The sequence below is a fragment of the Caballeronia hypogeia genome (assembly GCF_001544875.2).
Taxonomy (GTDB): Bacteria; Pseudomonadota; Gammaproteobacteria; order Burkholderiales; family Burkholderiaceae; genus Caballeronia; species Caballeronia hypogeia.
Genome location: NZ_FCOA02000034.1, coordinates 63,307 through 80,683, shown reverse-complemented (window position 1 = coordinate 80,683; position 17,377 = coordinate 63,307). Strand labels below are relative to the sequence as shown.

16 protein-coding genes are annotated in these 17,377 nt (G+C 64.2%); all 16 read left to right on the top strand.

The genetic code is table 11. The annotated features are described in order from the left end of the window. Nucleotides 1-487 precede the first annotated feature (487 nt). The 16 genes from leuC (at nt 488) to purF (ending at nt 17,369) form a co-directional block, all read left to right on the top strand. Complete coding sequence (leuC, locus tag AWB79_RS32225; RefSeq protein ID WP_061171498.1) at nt 488-1,897, top strand: 3-isopropylmalate dehydratase large subunit; 1,410 nt, start codon at nt 488-490, stop codon at nt 1,895-1,897. Between the two features lie 23 nt (nt 1,898-1,920). Further along, nucleotides 1,921-2,571 carry a 3-isopropylmalate dehydratase small subunit gene (gene leuD, locus AWB79_RS32220; protein ID WP_061171497.1) on the top strand — a complete coding sequence of 217 codons (651 nt, stop codon included), beginning with the start codon at nt 1,921-1,923 and terminating at the stop codon, nt 2,569-2,571. An 18-nt stretch (nt 2,572-2,589) separates the two neighbouring features. Beyond that, nucleotides 2,590-3,657 (top strand): 3-isopropylmalate dehydrogenase, encoded by a 1,068-nt coding sequence (leuB, locus tag AWB79_RS32215; protein WP_061171496.1) that lies wholly within the window; start codon nt 2,590-2,592, stop codon nt 3,655-3,657. Nucleotides 3,658-3,804: 147 nt separating this feature from the next. Continuing rightward, complete coding sequence (locus tag AWB79_RS39810; RefSeq protein WP_157695896.1) at nt 3,805-3,960, top strand: hypothetical protein; 156 nt, start codon at nt 3,805-3,807, stop codon at nt 3,958-3,960. An 82-nt stretch (nt 3,961-4,042) separates the two neighbouring features. Next, nucleotides 4,043-5,164 (top strand): aspartate-semialdehyde dehydrogenase, encoded by a 1,122-nt coding sequence (asd, locus tag AWB79_RS32210; protein WP_061171495.1) that lies wholly within the window; start codon nt 4,043-4,045, stop codon nt 5,162-5,164. Between the two features lie 149 nt (nt 5,165-5,313). After that, nucleotides 5,314-7,431, top strand: coding sequence for a FimV/HubP family polar landmark protein (locus AWB79_RS32205; protein WP_082862535.1), 2,118 nt, complete (start codon nt 5,314-5,316; stop codon nt 7,429-7,431). Then, entirely contained in the window at nt 7,431-8,234 is an 804-nt protein-coding gene (truA, locus tag AWB79_RS32200) for a tRNA pseudouridine(38-40) synthase TruA (RefSeq protein ID WP_061171493.1), read from the top strand. The genes AWB79_RS32205 and truA overlap by 1 nt, the downstream gene beginning before the upstream one ends. Beyond that, on the top strand, nt 8,231-8,899 hold the full coding sequence (locus AWB79_RS32195) for a phosphoribosylanthranilate isomerase (RefSeq protein WP_061171492.1): 669 nt from the start codon (nt 8,231-8,233) through the stop codon (nt 8,897-8,899). The genes truA and AWB79_RS32195 overlap by 4 nt, the downstream gene beginning before the upstream one ends. A gap of 49 nt (nt 8,900-8,948) precedes the next feature. Then, nucleotides 8,949-10,142 (top strand): tryptophan synthase subunit beta, encoded by a 1,194-nt coding sequence (gene trpB, locus AWB79_RS32190; protein ID WP_061171491.1) that lies wholly within the window; start codon nt 8,949-8,951, stop codon nt 10,140-10,142. Nucleotides 10,143-10,153: 11 nt separating this feature from the next. Then, the gene (locus tag AWB79_RS32185) at nt 10,154-11,032 is read left to right on the top strand and encodes a DNA-methyltransferase (protein ID WP_061171490.1); all 879 of its coding nucleotides are present in this window, start codon (nt 10,154-10,156) and stop codon (nt 11,030-11,032) included. Nucleotides 11,033-11,105: 73 nt separating this feature from the next. Further along, nucleotides 11,106-11,909 (top strand): tryptophan synthase subunit alpha, encoded by an 804-nt coding sequence (gene trpA / locus AWB79_RS32180; protein ID WP_061171505.1) that lies wholly within the window; start codon nt 11,106-11,108, stop codon nt 11,907-11,909. Nucleotides 11,910-11,979: 70 nt separating this feature from the next. Beyond that, a complete protein-coding gene (accD, locus tag AWB79_RS32175; protein WP_061171489.1) occupies nt 11,980-12,852 on the top strand; it encodes an acetyl-CoA carboxylase, carboxyltransferase subunit beta in 873 nt (290 codons plus the stop codon). A gap of 77 nt (nt 12,853-12,929) precedes the next feature. Continuing rightward, complete coding sequence (folC, locus tag AWB79_RS32170) at nt 12,930-14,240, top strand: bifunctional tetrahydrofolate synthase/dihydrofolate synthase (protein ID WP_061171488.1); 1,311 nt, start codon at nt 12,930-12,932, stop codon at nt 14,238-14,240. Between the two features lie 42 nt (nt 14,241-14,282). Next, complete coding sequence (locus tag AWB79_RS32165) at nt 14,283-15,134, top strand: SPOR domain-containing protein (protein ID WP_061171487.1); 852 nt, start codon at nt 14,283-14,285, stop codon at nt 15,132-15,134. Nucleotides 15,135-15,143: 9 nt separating this feature from the next. Beyond that, nucleotides 15,144-15,677 (top strand): CvpA family protein, encoded by a 534-nt coding sequence (locus tag AWB79_RS32160; protein WP_061171486.1) that lies wholly within the window; start codon nt 15,144-15,146, stop codon nt 15,675-15,677. 144 nt (nt 15,678-15,821) lie between these two features. Continuing rightward, nucleotides 15,822-17,369, top strand: coding sequence for an amidophosphoribosyltransferase (purF, locus tag AWB79_RS32155; RefSeq protein ID WP_061171485.1), 1,548 nt, complete (start codon nt 15,822-15,824; stop codon nt 17,367-17,369). The last annotated feature ends 8 nt before the right edge of the window (nt 17,370-17,377 follow it).

The window sequence follows — 17,377 nt, the reverse complement described above, 5'->3', positions numbered from 1 at the left end:
CGCGTACGGTCGGCTGGATCGCGCAGTGGAACGAGATGATTGCCGATCCCGAGCAGAAGATCGGTCGTCCGCGTCAGCTGTTCATCGGCCAGGCCCCGCGTGAAGCGAAGCCGCTGGCGAAGCGTTAAGCGGACAGCTTAGGTTCAGGTAGATGTGGAAAAACCCCGGCGAGCGATCGCCGGGGTTTTTTATTTCCTTGTTCCGAAAATTCAGACGATGAATTGCGGTGATCGAGATCGCTCTGCTGCAACGCGCAATCGACCTCGCCTCGCCGCTAAGGTGCGAGCATGGACCGTCCTCCTTTGGTCTCTTGCTTCCGTCGAGCCGGGTACTGTTCATCCGGGTACTGGCGCCACTACCATAACTAACTGTTTTTTATAGGTTTTTTCCCGCAGCCTAGTACCCATCTCGCTTGCGGAAGTGGCATAATCGGTCCACAAGCTGCACACCCATAAATCCCCCGCAGTCACACACGAAAGCGCTCACCATGGCACAGACTCTCTACGACAAACTGTGGAACACGCATGTCATCCACACGGAAGAGGACGGTACCTCGATCCTCTACATCGACCGTCACCTGTTGCATGAAGTGACGAGCCCGCAGGCCTTCGAGGGCCTCAAGATGGCGAACCGTCCGGTGTGGCGCATCAGCGCGAATCTGGCGGTGTCCGACCACAACGTGCCGACGACCGATCGCTCGCACGGCATCGCCGATCCGGTTTCCAAACTGCAGGTCGATACGCTCGACGCGAATTGCGATAGCTTCGGCATCACGCAGTTCAAGATGAACGACCTCCGTCAGGGCATCGTGCACATCATCGGGCCGGAGCAGGGCGCCACGCTGCCGGGCATGACCATCGTCTGCGGCGACTCGCACACGTCCACGCACGGCGCGTTCGGCGCGCTCGCGCATGGCATCGGCACTTCGGAAGTGGAGCACGTGCTCGCCACGCAAACGCTCTTGCAGAAGAAGAGCAAGAACATGCTCGTCAAGGTCGAAGGGCAACTGCCGCGCGGCTGCACGGCCAAGGACATCGTGCTCGCGATCATCGGCAAGATCGGTACGGCGGGCGGTACGGGTTACGCCATGGAATTCGGCGGCTCGACCATCCGCGCGCTGACCATGGAAGGCCGCATGACTGTCTGCAACATGGCGATCGAAGCAGGCGCACGCGCCGGCATGGTCTCCGTGGACGACACCACCATCAACTATCTGAAGGATCGTCCGTACTCGCCGCAGGGCGTCGAGTGGAATCAGGCGGTCGAGTACTGGCGCCAGTTCAAGTCGGACGATGGCGCGCAGTTCGACCGCGTCGTCGAACTGAATGCCGCCGAGATCGTGCCGCAGGTGACATGGGGCACGTCGCCGGAAATGGTGACCTCGATCGATGGCCGCGTGCCCGATCCCGAGAAGGAAAAAGATCCGGTCAAGCGCGACGCGATGGAACGCGCGCTGACCTACATGGCATTGCAGCCGAACACGCCGATCGAATCGATCAAGCCCGACAAGATTTTCATCGGGTCGTGCACGAATGCGCGTATCGAAGACCTGCGCGCGGCCGCGTATGTCGTGAAGTCGCTGGGCAAGCGCGTCGCGTCGAACGTTCGACTCGCGATGGTCGTGCCGGGATCCGGTCTCGTGAAGGCCCAGGCCGAGCGCGAAGGCCTCGACAAGATTTTCACGAATGCCGGTTTCGAATGGCGCGAGCCGGGCTGCTCGATGTGCCTCGCGATGAACGCCGACCGGCTCGAGCCGGGCGAACGCTGCGCATCCACGTCGAACCGCAACTTCGAAGGCCGTCAGGGCGCGGGCGGACGCACGCACCTCGTGAGCCCCGCGATGGCCGCCGCCGCGGCGATCGAAGGCCACTTCGTCGACGTGCGCAAGCTCGCTTAAACATCCGATAAGGTTCGAACGTCATGGAAAAATTCATCGTACATAGCGGCCTCGTCGCGCCGCTGGATCGCGAGAACGTCGATACGGACGCGATCATCCCGAAGCAGTTCCTGAAGTCGATCAAGCGCACCGGCTTCGGCCCGAACGCGTTCGACGAATGGCGTTATCTCGATGTCGGCCAGCCGGGCCAGGACAACAGCAACCGTCCGCTCAATCCCGACTTCGTGCTGAATCAGCCGCGCTATCAGGGCGCGTCGATTTTGCTGACGCGCAAGAATTTCGGCTGCGGCAGTTCGCGCGAGCACGCGCCGTGGGCGCTGGATCAGTACGGCTTTCGCGCGATCATCGCGCCGAGCTTCGCGGACATTTTCTATAACAACTGCTTCAAGAACGGTCTTCTGCCGGTTGTGCTGGCGGAGCAGGAAGTCGACAAGCTGTTCAACGAGACGTATGCGTTCGTCGGCTACGAGCTGACGATCGATCTCGAAGCGCAGGTCGTGCGCACCGGCGACGGCACCGAATACAAGTTCGACGTGCCGGGCTTCCGCAAGTACTGCCTGCTGAACGGTTTCGACGATATCGGCCTCACGCTGCGTCACGCGGACAAGATCAAGGCGTTCGAAGCGGAGCGTTTGACGAAGCAGCCGTGGTTGAACAACCGCGTGATCGGATAAATTCAAAGGAAGCGAAAGATGAAAATTGCAGTCCTGCCCGGCGACGGGATCGGTCCGGAAATCATGGCCGAAGCGGTCAAGGTGCTGAACGCGCTCGGCGAAAAGTTCGAACTGGAAGAGGCGCCGGTCGGTGGCGCGGGCTACGAGGCGAGCGGCCATCCGCTGCCTGACGCGACGCTCAAACTCGCGAAAGAAGCCGACGCCATTCTGTTCGGCGCCGTCGGCGACTGGAAATACGACAAGCTCGAGCGCGCGCTGCGTCCCGAGCAGGCGATTCTCGGCCTGCGCAAGCATTTGCAACTCTTCGCGAACTTCCGTCCGGCGATCTGCTACCCGCAACTGACGGGTGCGTCGTCCTTGAAGCCGGAGATCGTGTCGGGGCTCGACATCCTGATCGTCCGCGAACTGAACGGCGATATCTACTTCGGCGCGCCGCGCGGCCTGCGCGACGCTCCGGACGGTCCGTTCCAGGGCGCGAAGGAAGGCTTCGACACGATGCGCTACTCGGAACCCGAAGTGCGCCGCATCGCACACGTCGCGTTTCAGGCGGCGCAGAAGCGCCAGAAGAAACTGACGAGCGTCGACAAGGCCAACGTGCTCGAAACGTCGCAACTGTGGCGCGACACGATGATCGAGGTCGCGAAGGAATATCCGGACGTCGAGCTGTCGCACATGTACGTGGACAACGCCGCGATGCAGCTCGTCAAGGCGCCGAAAGCCTTCGACGTGGTCGTGACCGGCAACATGTTCGGCGACATCCTGTCCGACGAAGCCGCGATGCTGACGGGCTCCATCGGCATGTTGCCGTCGGCGTCGCTCGACAAGAACAACAAGGGCTTGTACGAGCCGTCGCACGGTTCCGCGCCGGACATCGCGGGCAAGGGCGTGGCGAATCCGCTCGCGACCATCCTCTCCGCCGCGATGATGCTGCGCTACTCGCTCGGCAAGACGGAGCAGGCAGACCGCATCGAAAGCGCCGTGAAAAAGGTGCTGGAGCAGGGTTACCGCACCGGCGACATCGCGACGGCGGACGGCAAGATTGTCGGCACGAAGGAAATGGGCGATGCAGTGCTGAAGGCGCTGTAAAAGCACGAAAAGACGATCGGCCGTTTGCAGAATAACGCGGCCGATCGTCTCTTTTTACCGATGTTTTCGCACGTTTCACGCGATTTTCACGCAGGTGCAGCAACGCCCCGACGAAAACGCGAAAAGTTCGTGTAGACTGCAAAAATTATGGCGAAGAACTCTCAATTCTCCCCGGATCTCATCGAAGGCGGCGCTCAGGCTCGCTCGACGGATCTCGCCATCATCAAGCGCATCGTGGCCATCAAAGCCACGGCTAAAACGCGCATTACGAAAATCTCCATCAAAGCGATCACGATTCGCTGATCGTCCCTCGTGTCCGAGCGTCTTCCCCGCGCGGCCACGCCGGGTAAAGATGCGGGGAAGCGTCCACAGTTAAAGGTTAGTCATGAACGTAGGTCTCGTTGGTTGGCGCGGCATGGTCGGCAGCGTCCTGATGCAGCGCATGCAGCAGGAAGGCGATTTCGACTTGATCGAACCGGTGTTCTTCAGCACCAGCAATGCGGGCGGCAACGCGCCGTCGTTCGCCAAAAACGAGACGAAGCTCAAGGATGCAACGAGCATCGACGACCTGAAGAAGTGCGACGCCATCATCACCTGTCAGGGCGGCGACTACACCAACGAGGTGTACCCGAAGCTGCGCGCGGCGGGCTGGAAGGGCTACTGGATCGACGCGGCATCGGCGCTGCGCATGAAGGACGATGCGGTCATCATCCTCGACCCGGTCAACCTCGACGTCATCAAGGATTCGCTGGTCAAGGGCGGCCGCGACTTCATCGGCGGCAACTGCACGGTCAGCCTCATGCTGATGGCGCTCGGCGGCCTGTTCCGCGAGAATCTCGTCGAATGGACGACCGCGATGACCTATCAGGCCGCCTCCGGCGCGGGCGCGCAGAACATGCGCGAACTGCTCCAGCAAATGGGCGTGCTCTACGGCTCGGCGAAGGAAGATCTGGCCGATCCGTCATCGGCGATTCTCGACATCGATCGCCGCGTTCTGTCGGCGATGAACGGCGAACGCATGCCCATCGACAACTTTGGCGTGCCGCTCGCAGGCTCGCTGATTCCGTGGATCGACAAGGATCTCGGCAACGGCATGTCGAAGGAAGAGTGGAAGGGCGGCGCGGAAACCAACAAGATTCTCGGCAAGCCCGCGATGGGCACGCCGGGCTCGATTCCCGTGGATGGCCTCTGCGTGCGTATCGGCGCGATGCGCTGCCACTCGCAGGCCCTCACCATCAAGCTCACGAAGGACGTGCCCCTGGACGAAGTGCACGGCATCCTCGCCTCGGCGAACGACTGGGTGAAGGTCGTGCCGAACGAACGCGATGTGTCGATCCGCGACCTGTCGCCCGCGGTCGTCACGGGCACGCTGACGGTGCCGGTCGGCCGTTTGCGCAAGCTGGCGATGGGCGGCGAATACCTGTCGGCGTTCACGGTCGGCGACCAGTTGCTGTGGGGCGCCGCTGAACCGCTGCGCCGCATGCTGCGCATTCTGCTGGACAAGTAAAGTAAACTACGCGCCTGGAAGCGCGTGGCATCTCGAAAAGCGTCGCGCTGCTTGCGGCGCTTTTTGTTTTTGCGCCGCGTGATTGCGAAGCCGTGTTCGTTAAACGGTTTTGGCGCACGTTTCAATTTTTCGCCGTACCCGGAGCCTCAATGATCCAACGACCTCGCCGGTCTCTCCTTTCGTCATCGCGCGCCGCGTTCGCCGCCGGAAGCTTCGCCGCATGCGCGCTGTTCTGGGCGACTCCGGGCGCTGCGCTCGCTCAGGCGAGCGGCGCCGAGGCCGCTGCCGCGACAGGGCAGACCTACGCGGTCAAGCCGGGGCAATCGCTCAACGATATCGCCGGCGAACTCACCGGTTCGAAGGATCGCGACGTGCGCGCCCGTGCGGCGCGCGCGCTGTTCGACGCCAACCCGAACGCGTTCGGCAATCACGACATCAACAAGCTGAAGCTCGGCGCGATGCTGAACGTGCCCGCCGAACTCGGCGGCGCTGCGGCGCCTGGAGCGGCCCCTTCGGCTCCCGCTTCCGCGACGCCGGAGAGTGCGCCCGCGCAAGCTGCCGCGTCCGCCACGGCCGCGCCGCCCTCCGAAAGCGTGACTGCAACGGCGTCGGCCGCGGCGCCCGCGTCGGTGACAACGCCCGAGGCGAGTCCGACGGCCGGCGCTGCGAGCGCGCCGGAGCAGACGCCCGAAGCACCGCCCGCGACGGCCGCGCCCGCGAGCGCACCTGCCACTCCCGCGCCCGCGAACCATACCGGTGTGGCGCCGGCGGCCATCGGACTGACCCCGTTCATCGTCGCGGCCGTTATCGTGCTGATCGGCTTTTTGCTGCTCAGGAAGCGCAGCGCGAAGCGAGCCGCCGCGAAGGCCGATGACCTCGATCGCGGCGCCCGGACGTTCTCGTCGCTCGAAGAAGCTCAGGCCGATGCCAACGCGCGCAACGAAGCGCTGCGCCGGTCGCGCACGCAGGCCGAGGGCGAACGCAAGCCGGCCGAGCAGGATCAGACGGGGCTGTACGCCGCTTCTACGAGCGTCGGGAATGCCGATGCGCCCCAGACGCCAGCGGCGCCGTCCGACGAAGCGCTGCCGCCGTCGACCGAAGAGAAGCCCGCCGCATCCGGAGACCAGCCGAATCGGAACGAGCCGTTCGCACCTGTCGCGCCTGCCGCCCGCCATTCCGCTTTCGTTCCGCCCACGCCGGACGCGCAAGCCAGCGACGCAGACGCGCACGAGCAACATCTGCGCGAGATCGCGGCGCGCGAGGCCGCTCGCCGCGAGGCCGAGAAATGGGAAATCGACGAGCGCGAGGCCGCGGCACGCCAGGCTGCGTCACGCGAAGCGGAGGAGCGCGAGATTCGCGCGCGCGAAGCCGCCGCGCGGGAAGCGCTCGAACGCGATCTGGCCGGCCGCGAATCGGAATCGCGCGACGCGGAGTTGCGTCATGTGACAGAGCGCGAGGAACAGGCGCGCGAGGCCGCGGCGCGTGAAATCATCGCGCGGGAGGCGGAGCTCCGCGAACTCCAGGCGCGCAACGCCGAGGAAGAGGCGGCCGAACAGCGCGCCGCCGAGCAGCGCGCGATCGAGGAACGGGCGGCGGTCGAAGCCGAGAAAGCGGGCCTCGCGCCGGACGACGAGCCCGTGATGGCGCATCGCTTCCCGATGCCCAAGTTTCCGCAGGAAGCCATTCAGGCGCTCGATTCGCTGGACATGGAACTGCCGCCGCGCATGGAAGTGGCCTTAAAGGCACCGGATTCCGGACAGCCTGTGACATCCGCTTCGCCGACCGCCGGCAACCCGCCTTTGCCGACGCTCGGGCCGCCGCCGCGCGACGCGCACGCCGAAAGCGCGCCTTCGCAGACCGGCGCGCCGCCGATCGGGCATGTGCCGTTCGTGCCGCAACCCGTCGCCGCGCACGATCCGGCGCAGCAGGCGCAAGCCGCGACGCGCGCGCAATCGGTCGCGTCGCAGATCGAAGCGGGCACGGCCGGCGCGGCATCCGTCGCGGGCCTCGGCGCGACCCGGTACGGCCCGCTGAGCCTCGACTTCGACCTCGGCCATTCCTCCGCCGCAACCGAGCACATGCCCGCGCTGACGCCGGCGCAACTCGCGACGATCGCGCGCAACAAGCTCGAACTGGCCGCCGAATACATCGAACTGGGCGATCTTCAGGGCGCGCGCACGTTGCTTCAGGAAGTGATCGAATCGAACGATCCCGCGACGCGTCAGCAGGCCGCCACGCTCCTTTCGACGCTGGCGCCGCACTCCTGATGCGCATTGCACTGGGCATTCAGTACGACGGTTCGGCGTTTTGCGGCTGGCAGTCCCAGCCGCACGGCAAGACGGTGCAGAACGAACTCGAGCGCGCGCTCGCGGAATTTGCGCAGACGCCGCTGCAAACAGTCGTCGCCGGGCGCACGGACACCGGCGTTCACGGCGTCGGTCAGGTCGTGCATTTCGATACCGAGCTCGATCGCACCGATTTCTCGTGGGTGCGCGGCACGAACGCGTTCTTGCCGGACACGGTCGCCGTGCAGTGGGCGAAGCCGATGCCGGACGATTTCCACGCGCGTTTCGCAGCCTTCGAGCGTACTTACTTTTACGTTTTGTACGTCAATCCGGTGCGTTCACCCATGCTGGCGAAACGCACGGGCTGGGTGCACACGCCGCTGGACGTCGGCGCGATGCGCGATTCGGTGGCGTGCCTCATCGGCGAGCATGACTTCTCGTCTTTCCGCGCGGCCGATTGCCAGTCGAAGACGCCGGTCAAGCACGTCTATCAGATCGACGTGCGCGAGCAGGGCGATTTCATCCACTTCCGCTTTCGCGCGAATGCGTTCCTGCATCACATGGTGCGCAACCTGATGGGATGCTTCGTCGCGATCGGCCGAGGCCGGCATCCGGCGTCGTGGATGGCCGACGTGCTCGCTGCGCGCGACCGCCGCGTCGCCGCGCCGACCTTCATGCCCGATGGGTTGTATCTGGCGCAGGTCGGCTATCCTGACCACTTCGCGGTGCCGCCGCCGCATATCTCCGCCATGCCCTGGAGCGCTGTCTGGGCCGAGTCGAAATGAACGAAAGAGATTTGCATCGCACCCGCATCAAACTGTGCGGACTGTCGCGCGCCGAGGACGTGCAGCACGCTGTCGCGCTGGGCGCCGACGCCGTCGGCTTCGTGTTCTATCCGCCGAGCCCGCGCTCGGTGAGCGTCGCGCAGGCGGTCGAACTGGCGCGGCACGTGCCGCCGCTCGTGTCCGCCGTGGGCCTGTTCGTCAACGCAACGTCCGAGTGGATTCGCGAGGTGACGTCGAACGTGCCGCTTTCGCTGCTGCAGTTTCACGGCGACGAAACGCCCGAGCAATGCGACGAACTTGCCGCAATTGCGGGTAAATCCTATTGGCGCGCACTGCGAATTGGGCCTGATGCGTCTGCAGGCCATTTGATAGAATCGTCAATCAAATTCAAAGCCGCAGGCGGCCTCCTGCTCGACGCTCTCGTCGAGGGCTTCGGCGGTGGTGGAAAGGTATTCGATTGGTCACTTATCCCAACAGATCTCGGGCATCGGGCCGTTTTGAGTGGTGGGTTGAACACGCAAAACGTCAGTGACGCCATTCGGCGTGTGCGCCCGTACGCGGTCGATGTCTCGAGCGGCATCGAAGTGCCGGGCGCCAAGGGCGTGAAGGATCCCGCCCGAATGGCGGCGTTCGTGCGCGCGGTGCGCGAAGCGGACGCCGGATGAATCGAACGTGGGCCGCATCTTCGGCTCGCGTAACCGAGAGAGTGACGCAATGTACAACTTGCCAGACGAAAGAGGCCATTTCGGCCAATATGGAGGCGTGTTCGTCTCCGAAACGCTCATCCACGCGCTCGATGAACTGCGCGTCGCGTATGAGGTGGCACAAAAAGATCCCGAATTCCAGGCGGAATACGAGTACGAACTCAAGCACTACGTGGGCCGTCCGTCCCCGATCTATCACGCGAAGCGCTGGAGCGAGATGCTCGGCGGCGCGCAGCTCTATCTGAAGCGCGAAGACCTGAATCACACCGGTGCGCACAAGGTCAACAACGTGATCGGCCAGGCGTTGCTCGCCCGCAAGATGGGCAAGCCGCGCGTGATCGCCGAAACCGGCGCGGGCCAGCACGGCGTCGCGACCGCGACCATCGCAGCGCGCTTCGGCATGGAGTGCGTGGTGTACATGGGCGCCGAGGACGTGCGTCGGCAGGCGGCGAACGTTTATCGCATGAAGTTGCTCGGTGCGACCGTCGTGCCGGTCGAATCCGGTTCGAAGACGTTGAAAGACGCGCTCAACGAAGCCATGCGCGACTGGGTCACGAACGTCGAAAACACTTTCTACATCATCGGCACGGTTGCGGGCCCGCATCCTTATCCGATGATGGTGCGCGACTTCCAGCGCGTGATCGGCGACGAATGCCGCGTGCAGATGCCGGAAATGACCGGGCGGCAGCCGGACGCCGTGATCGCGTGCGTTGGCGGCGGATCGAATGCGATGGGCATCTTTTACCCGTATATCGACGATAAAGACGTTCGGCTGATCGGCGTCGAAGCGGCGGGCGACGGCATCGATACGGGCCGTCATGCTGCCTCGCTCATGGGCGGCAGCCCCGGCGTGCTGCACGGCAACCGCACGTATTTGCTGCAGGACGAGAACGGCCAGATCATCGAGACGCATTCGGTGTCGGCGGGCCTCGACTATCCGGGCGTCGGTCCCGAGCACGCATGGCTGAAGGATGCCGGGCGCGCGGAATACGTCGGCATCACGGACGAAGAAGCGCTCAAGGCGTTCCACGACTGCTGCCGCATCGAAGGCATCATCCCGGCGCTGGAGTCGAGCCACGCGCTCGCCTACGGCGCCAAGCTCGCGCAGACGCTGCCGCGCGACAAGGTGCTGCTCGTCAACCTGTCGGGCCGGGGCGACAAGGACATGCACACGGTCGCCGAGCGATCGGGCATTCAGTTCTAAGCCCGGAACCGATGCGCACCGTCATCGACGAGCCGTTGTCCGCTGGCGCTCTCACGAGCGTCGGCGCGGACATCCGCAACCGCGATTTCCTGGCCGATGCCGCGAACATTCCCGACGCCTCGATCGATCTGATCGTCGCGGACCCGCCGTATGGTCTCGGCAAGGATTATGGGAACGACTCGGATATGCTGTCCGGCGACGCCTTTCTGGAGTGGACGTATCGCTGGCTCGATCTGGCGATTCCGAAGCTGAAACCCAGCGGCTCGCTGTACATCTTCTGCACCTGGCAATATTCGCCCGAACTGTTTGTGTTCCTGAAGCGCCGTCTTCTGATGATCAACGAGATCGTCTGGGACCGGCGCGTGCCGAGCATGGGCGGAACGACGCGAAAATTTACGTCAGTGCACGATAACATCGGTTATTTCGCGGTATCGAAGGATTACTACTTCGATCTCGATCCGGTGCGCATCCCCTACGACGCAGAGACGAAAAAGGCGCGTTCGCGCAAGATCTTCGAAGGCAGCAAGTGGCTGGAGCTCGGCTATAACCCGAAGGATGTCTGGTCGGTGTCGCGCCTGCACAGGCAGCACGCGGAGCGCGTCGATCATCCGACACAGAAGCCGCTGGAGATCGTCGAGCGCATGGTGCTCGCGAGCTGTCCGCCGGGCGGCCGAGTGCTCGACCCCTTCATGGGCAGCGGCACGACGGCCGTGGCTTGTGCGCGTCACGGCCGCGAGTTCACCGGCTACGAGATCAACGCGGATTATTGTGAGATCGCGCTTGGGCGAATTGCCGAGGCGCGGGCCGCGCGGCTCGCGCCGAAAGCGCCCGCGCGCGTGCGCCGCAAAGCGCTTATCGCGACGGATGCCGCCGCGCAGGCCGCCGAATAACGTCTTTTTCGCCGATGATCGCGCCGAATGCTGGAAAGCATCGGCGTCAATGAATACGACTTCGAGAAATCTCATGTCCCGTATCAAGAATACATTTGCGGCGCTGGCCGCGCAGGGCAAGAAAGGGCTGATCCCGTTCATCACCGCGGGCGATCCGAACCCCGAGCAGACCGTCGACTTCATGCACGCGCTCGCGAAGGGCGGCGCGGACATCATCGAACTGGGCGTGCCGTTCTCCGATCCGATGGCCGATGGCCCCGTGATCCAGCGTTCGTCGGAACGCGCGCTCGCACGCGGCGTGACGCTGAAAAGCGTGCTCGCCGATGTCGCGCGCTTCCGCCAAACCGACGACAAAACGCCCGTCGTGCTGATGGGTTACGCGAATCCGATCGAGCGCATGGGCGCCGACAATTTCGCGAAGGCGGCGAAGGAAGCGGGCGTCGACGGCGTGCTGGTGGTCGATTACCCGCCCGAGGAAGCCGAGACTTTCGGTGCGTCGATGCGCGCGTCCGGAATCGATCCGATCTTTCTGCTCGCGCCAACTTCGACGGACGAACGCATCGCGCTGGTCGGCAAAATTGCGAGCGGTTACGTCTATTACGTATCGCTGAAAGGCGTGACCGGTGCCGCAAATCTGGACGTTTCCAGCATCGCGAGTAAAATCCCGGCCATCAAGTCGCACGTGCCTCTGCCGGTTGGCGTCGGTTTCGGCATTCGCGACGCTCAGACCGCACGCGCCGTCGCCGATGTCGCGGACGCCGTCGTGATCGGCAGCCGCCTCGTTCAATTGCTCGAGGACGCGAAGCCGGACACCGCGGCCGCCTCGCTGACGAGCTTCATCGCCGAAATTCGTCAGGCGCTCGACGCCGCACAGTAAAATACGCGCCGCCGCGGCGCGCCCGGATTCCGGGCGCGCCGCGCGGCGACCGATCAGTCAAGGAAAAACGATGAGCTGGCTCGACAAACTGCTGCCGCCCAAGATCAAGCAAACCGATCCCAAGAGCCGCAAGGGCATTCCCGAAGGCCTGTGGGTGAAGTGCCCGTCGTGCGAAGCGGTGCTGTACCGCAACGACGTGGAGGCGAACCTGCACGTTTGCCCGAAGTGCAGCCATCACATGCGCATCGGGGCGCGCGAGCGGCTCGATCGCCTGCTCGATCCGGAAGGCCGTTATGAAATCGGCCAGGAAGTCGTGCCGGTCGACGCGCTCAAGTTCAAGGACAGCCGCAAGTACCCGGATCGCATCAAGGAAGCAATGGACGACACCGGCGAAACCGACGCAATGGTCGTCATGGGTGGCGCCATCCACACGATTCCGTGCGTGGTCGCGTGCTTCGAGTTCTCGTTCATGGGCGGCTCGATGGGTTCCGTGGTCGGCGAGCGCTTCGTGCGCGGCGCACGCAACGCGCTGGAGCAGAACGTGCCGTTCATCTGCTTTACGGCATCGGGCGGTGCGCGTATGCAGGAGAGCCTGCTTTCGCTCATGCAAATGGCGAAAACCACGGCGCTGCTGACCAAACTGTCGGACGCCAAGCTGCCTTTCATTTCGGTGCTGACCGACCCGACGATGGGCGGCGTGTCGGCGAGCTTCGCGTTCCTGGGCGACGTGGTGATCGCCGAACCGAAGGCGCTGATCGGCTTCGCGGGCCCGCGTGTGATCGAGCAGACCGTGCGTGAAAAGCTGCCGGAAGGTTTCCAGCGCGCCGAATTCCTGATAACGAAGGGCGCGGTCGACATGATCCTGGATCGCCGCAAGATGCGCGAAGAACTGGCTCAGTTGATGGCGCTGATGACGCGGCAACCCGCCGATTCCGTCGCCTGACTTTCGAATACGTAGCGCCGCGCCGCGCGTGAACCCCGCGAGGTTCCGCGCGGCGCTTTTGTTTCCCGATCTCGAAAATGAACACTTTCCCCACCCTCGACGCCTGGCTTGCCCATCTGGAATCGGCGCATCCGGTCGGCATCGACATGGGCCTCGCGCGCATCGGCCGCGTGAAGGACGCGCTCGGTCTGCGCTTCGATTGCCCGGTGATCACGGTCGGCGGCACGAACGGCAAAGGCTCGACGTGCGCCATCATCGAAACGATTTTGCTGCGCGCGGGGTATCGCGTCGGCTGTCACACGTCGCCGCATCTGCTGGCGTTCAACGAGCGCGCGCGCATCGATGGCGCGGAGGCGTCGGACGCCGAGCTGCTCGAACACTTCGAGGCGGTGGAAAAGGCGCGTGCCAGCCTGCCGGAGCCCGTGTCGCTCACGTATTTCGAGTTCACGACGCTCGCGATCCTGCATTTGTTCGCGTCGCGCGGGCTCGACGCGGTGGTTCTGGAGGTCGGCCTGGGCGGGCGTCTGGACGCGGTGAATATCGTCGATACGGATTGCGCGGTCATTACGAGCATCGATATCGACCATACGGACTATCTCGGCGATACGCGCGAGAAGATCGGATTCGAGAAAGCGGGCATTTTCCGGCCGGGCAAACCGGCGGTATGCGGCGACCCCTCGCCGCCGCAAAGCCTGATCGATCACGCCGAAGCTATCGGCGCGGACTTGTGGCTCGTCGGCCGCGATTTTCGCTACGAAGCGCAACCGGGCAACGAGCGCCAGCAGTGGAGCTACATCGGCCGCGAGCAGCGCCGTTCGGCGCTGGCATATCCGGCCTTGCGGGGCGCCAATCAGCTCATCAATACATCGGCGGCGCTGGCCGCGCTCGAATCGCTTCGCGACCGTCTGCCGGTCTCGGCGCAGGACATTCGTCTCGGACTCGCCAATGTGGAACTGGCCGGCCGCTTCCAGGTGCTGCCGGGCAAGCCGCAGATCATCCTCGATGTTGCGCATAACCCTCACGCTGCGGCTGTTTTGGCGCAAAATCTCGGCAACATGGGCTATTTTCCGTACACTTACGCGGTGTTCGGCGCGATGGGCGACAAGGACATCGACGGCGTGCTGAAGCAGTTGAAGGGCGAGATCGATCACTGGAACGTGACCGCGCTGCCGACGCCGCGTGCCGCGTCCGCCGAGCAGCTCGAAACCGCCTTGCGCGATGCCGGTGTCAACGAAGGGCCCGACAGCAGCGTTTCCCGTTTTGAAACACCCGCGGCGGCTTTTCAAGATGCGTTAAGCCGGGCGTCCGAAAATGATAGAATTTTGGTCTTCGGCAGTTTCTACACGGTAGCCGGCGTCATGGCCTACCGACGCTTGCAGCACAATTAAGCAGCATCATTGAGACGGTCGCCCGTCAGTACCTAGCGATACATGGGACTCTTCTCGTTCGGCAAGAAAGACGACTCCGGTCGCGACGCATACTCCGATTCTTCGCGCGGCGCGCGCCATACCGTCCGCACGGAACGCCGCACGCGCAGGTCCGAGCGCACCGACGCCGACGCGATGATGCTCGACCCCACGCTTCCCGAAAAGCAGCGCGCGCGCCGCAGGCTCGTCGGCGCGATCGCGCTGGTGCTGGCCGCTGTCATCGTCTTGCCGATGGTGCTGGATTCGCGCCCCAAGCCGGTCACCGACGACATCTCCATCGACATTCCGAATCGTCCGGCTCCGGCGGCGACCGCGAAGCAATCGCGCGACGCAGCCGACGCCGATTCTCAGGCGGGTGTGGCGCACGACAATGCGCCTGCCGCGGGCGCATCAGGTAGCGTCGCCGCTGGCGTGACGCAGCCGCAGGCGGCGGCCGCATCGGCCGCGACCGCGCAAGCGAAGCCCGAGCCGAAGGATCAAGCCAAAACCGAAGCCAAGACTGACGCGAAGCCGTCGAAACCGGCCGCCGTGGCGAGCAACAACGCGAAGCCGCAGGCCGCCGAAGACGCGAACACGAACGCCGCCGCAGGCGCCGCGAACACGCCGTCGTCGCCGGCCGGCAGCCGCTTCGTGCTGCAGATCGGCCAGTTCGACGAGGAAACCGCCGCGCAGAACTGGGTCAACAAGTTGAAAGCCGCGGGCGTGCCCGCATATCTCGAACATCGCAAGCAGTCGGACGGTTCAACGAAGTCGTTGCTGCGCGCAGGGCCGTTCCCGGATCGCGCGTCGGCGCAGGCGGCGCTCGCGAAAGTGAAGCTCGCCGGCCTCGGCGGCGGCGCGCGGCCCACGAACTAAGCGAATTCGATGTTCACCGCGTTCGACTATGCCGTGATGGCCGTGATCGGCCTGTCCGCATTGCGCGGAATGTGGCGCGGCCTTCTGGCCGAGGCGTTCGGGCTCGTCGGCTGGGTCGCGGCCATTTTGATCGCCGGGCGCTTCGTCGGTCTCGTCGTGCCCTATATTCCGTCGACATGGCCGGGCGGCGCGCTGACGCAATGGCTGATCGCCTTCCTGCTGGTGGTCGCCGCAGTGCTGCTGGTGTCGAGCGTGCTGTCGGCGCTGCTGACGCGCGTCACGGAAGTGACCGGCCTGCGCGGCGTCGACCGCTCGCTCGGCCTGCTGTTCGGCCTCGTCAGAGGGGCTATATTGGTAGTGATTCTGGTCGCCCTGGCGGGCTTGACCGAACTGCCGGAAAAGGATTTTTGGCGCAACGCGCTGCTGCGGCCGGCGGCCGAGCAGGGCGTGCGCGAACTGAAACCGCTGCTCCCCGATACGCTCGCCGCGTATGTGCATGTCGCTCCCCAGTCGAGCGTCCTGGCGCCAGACGCCGCACAATAGACGAACGGCCCGCTACACGGGGAATCTGCGACGGCGTCGAGGACGCTTCGGAACCGGCCACGGTGCAGCCGAATTTCGAGAAAGCGTCCGATGTGAGCCGGCACCGCCTCGTCTACCCGTTTCGACTCTTTGAAGGACCATGCCATGTGCGGCATCGTAGGTGTAGTTTCCCAAAGTCCCGTCAATCAGCTGATCTATGACAGCCTGCTCCTGCTCCAGCATCGCGGGCAGGACGCGGCGGGCATCGCCACGGCGAACGGCAACAACTTCCACATGCATAAGGCCAATGGCATGGTGCGCGACGTGTTCCGCACGCGCAACATGCGTAGCCTGCCGGGCAACGTGGGTATCGGCCAGGTGCGTTATCCGACCGCCGGTTCCGCGTCGAGCGAGGAAGAAGCACAGCCGTTCTACGTCAACGCGCCGTTCGGCATCATCCTCGCGCACAACGGCAATCTGACGAACTGGATGCAGTTGAAGGACGAGATGTTCCGCATCGACCGCCGGCACATCAACACTGCATCCGACACCGAAGTGCTCCTCAACGTGTTCGCGCACGAACTGCAGCTCGCGAGCTCGGGCCTGCAGCTCGACGCCAACGCACTGTGGAAGGCCGTCGCGGGCGTGCATCGCCGCGTGAAGGGCTCGTATGCGATCGTTTCGCTGATCGCGGGCTACGGGCTCATCGCGTTCCGCGACCCGTTCGGCATCCGTCCGCTCGTGCTCGGCAAGCTGGAAACGTCGACCGGCATCGAGTGGATGGTGGCGTCGGAGTCGGTGGCGATCGAAGGCATCGGCTTCGAATTCGTGCGTGACGTGGAGCCGGGCGAGGCGATTTTCATCGACGCCGAAGGCAATCTGCACAGCCATCAATGCGCCGAAAAGCCGGTGCTCAATCCCTGCATCTTCGAACTCGTGTATCTCGCGCGTCCGGACTCGTGCCTCGACGGCGTGCCGGTCTACAACGCGCGCCTGCGCATGGGCGACTATCTCGCGGAGAAGATCAAGCGCGTGCTGCCCGACGTGGCGATCGACGTCGTCATGCCGATTCCCGATTCGTCGCGCCCCGCCGCGATGCAGGTCGCCGCGAAGCTCGGCGTCGAATATCGCGAGGGATTCTTCAAGAATCGCTACGTGGGCCGTACCTTCATCATGCCGGGCCAGGCGGTGCGCAAGAAATCGGTGCGCCAGAAGCTCAATGCGATGGGCATCGAGTTCAAGGGCAAGAACGTGCTGATCGTCGACGACTCGATCGTGCGCGGCACGACTTCGCATGAAATCGTGCAGATGGCGCGCGACGCCGGCGCGAACAAGGTGATCTTCGCATCCGCCGCGCCGCCGGTGAAGTTCCCGAATGTGTACGGCATCGACATGCCGACGCGTGGCGAACTCGTCGCGCACGGCCGCACCGACGAAGAAGTGGCGCGCATGATCGGCGCGGACTATCTCGTCTATCAGGACGTGGAAGACCTGAAGAGCGCGATTCGCGACATCAATCCCGAGCTGAAGGAGTTCGAAGCGTCGTGCTTCGATGGCAACTACATCACGGGCGATGTCACGACCGATTATCTCGATCGCATCGAGAGCGCGCGTCTCGCGCCGCAATCGCAGTCGGACCGCGACGCGGCGAGCGAAGCGCAGGAAGGCGGCATGGCGCGCTCGCAGTTGCATCTGCAACTATCGGTCGAGTGATGCGCCGA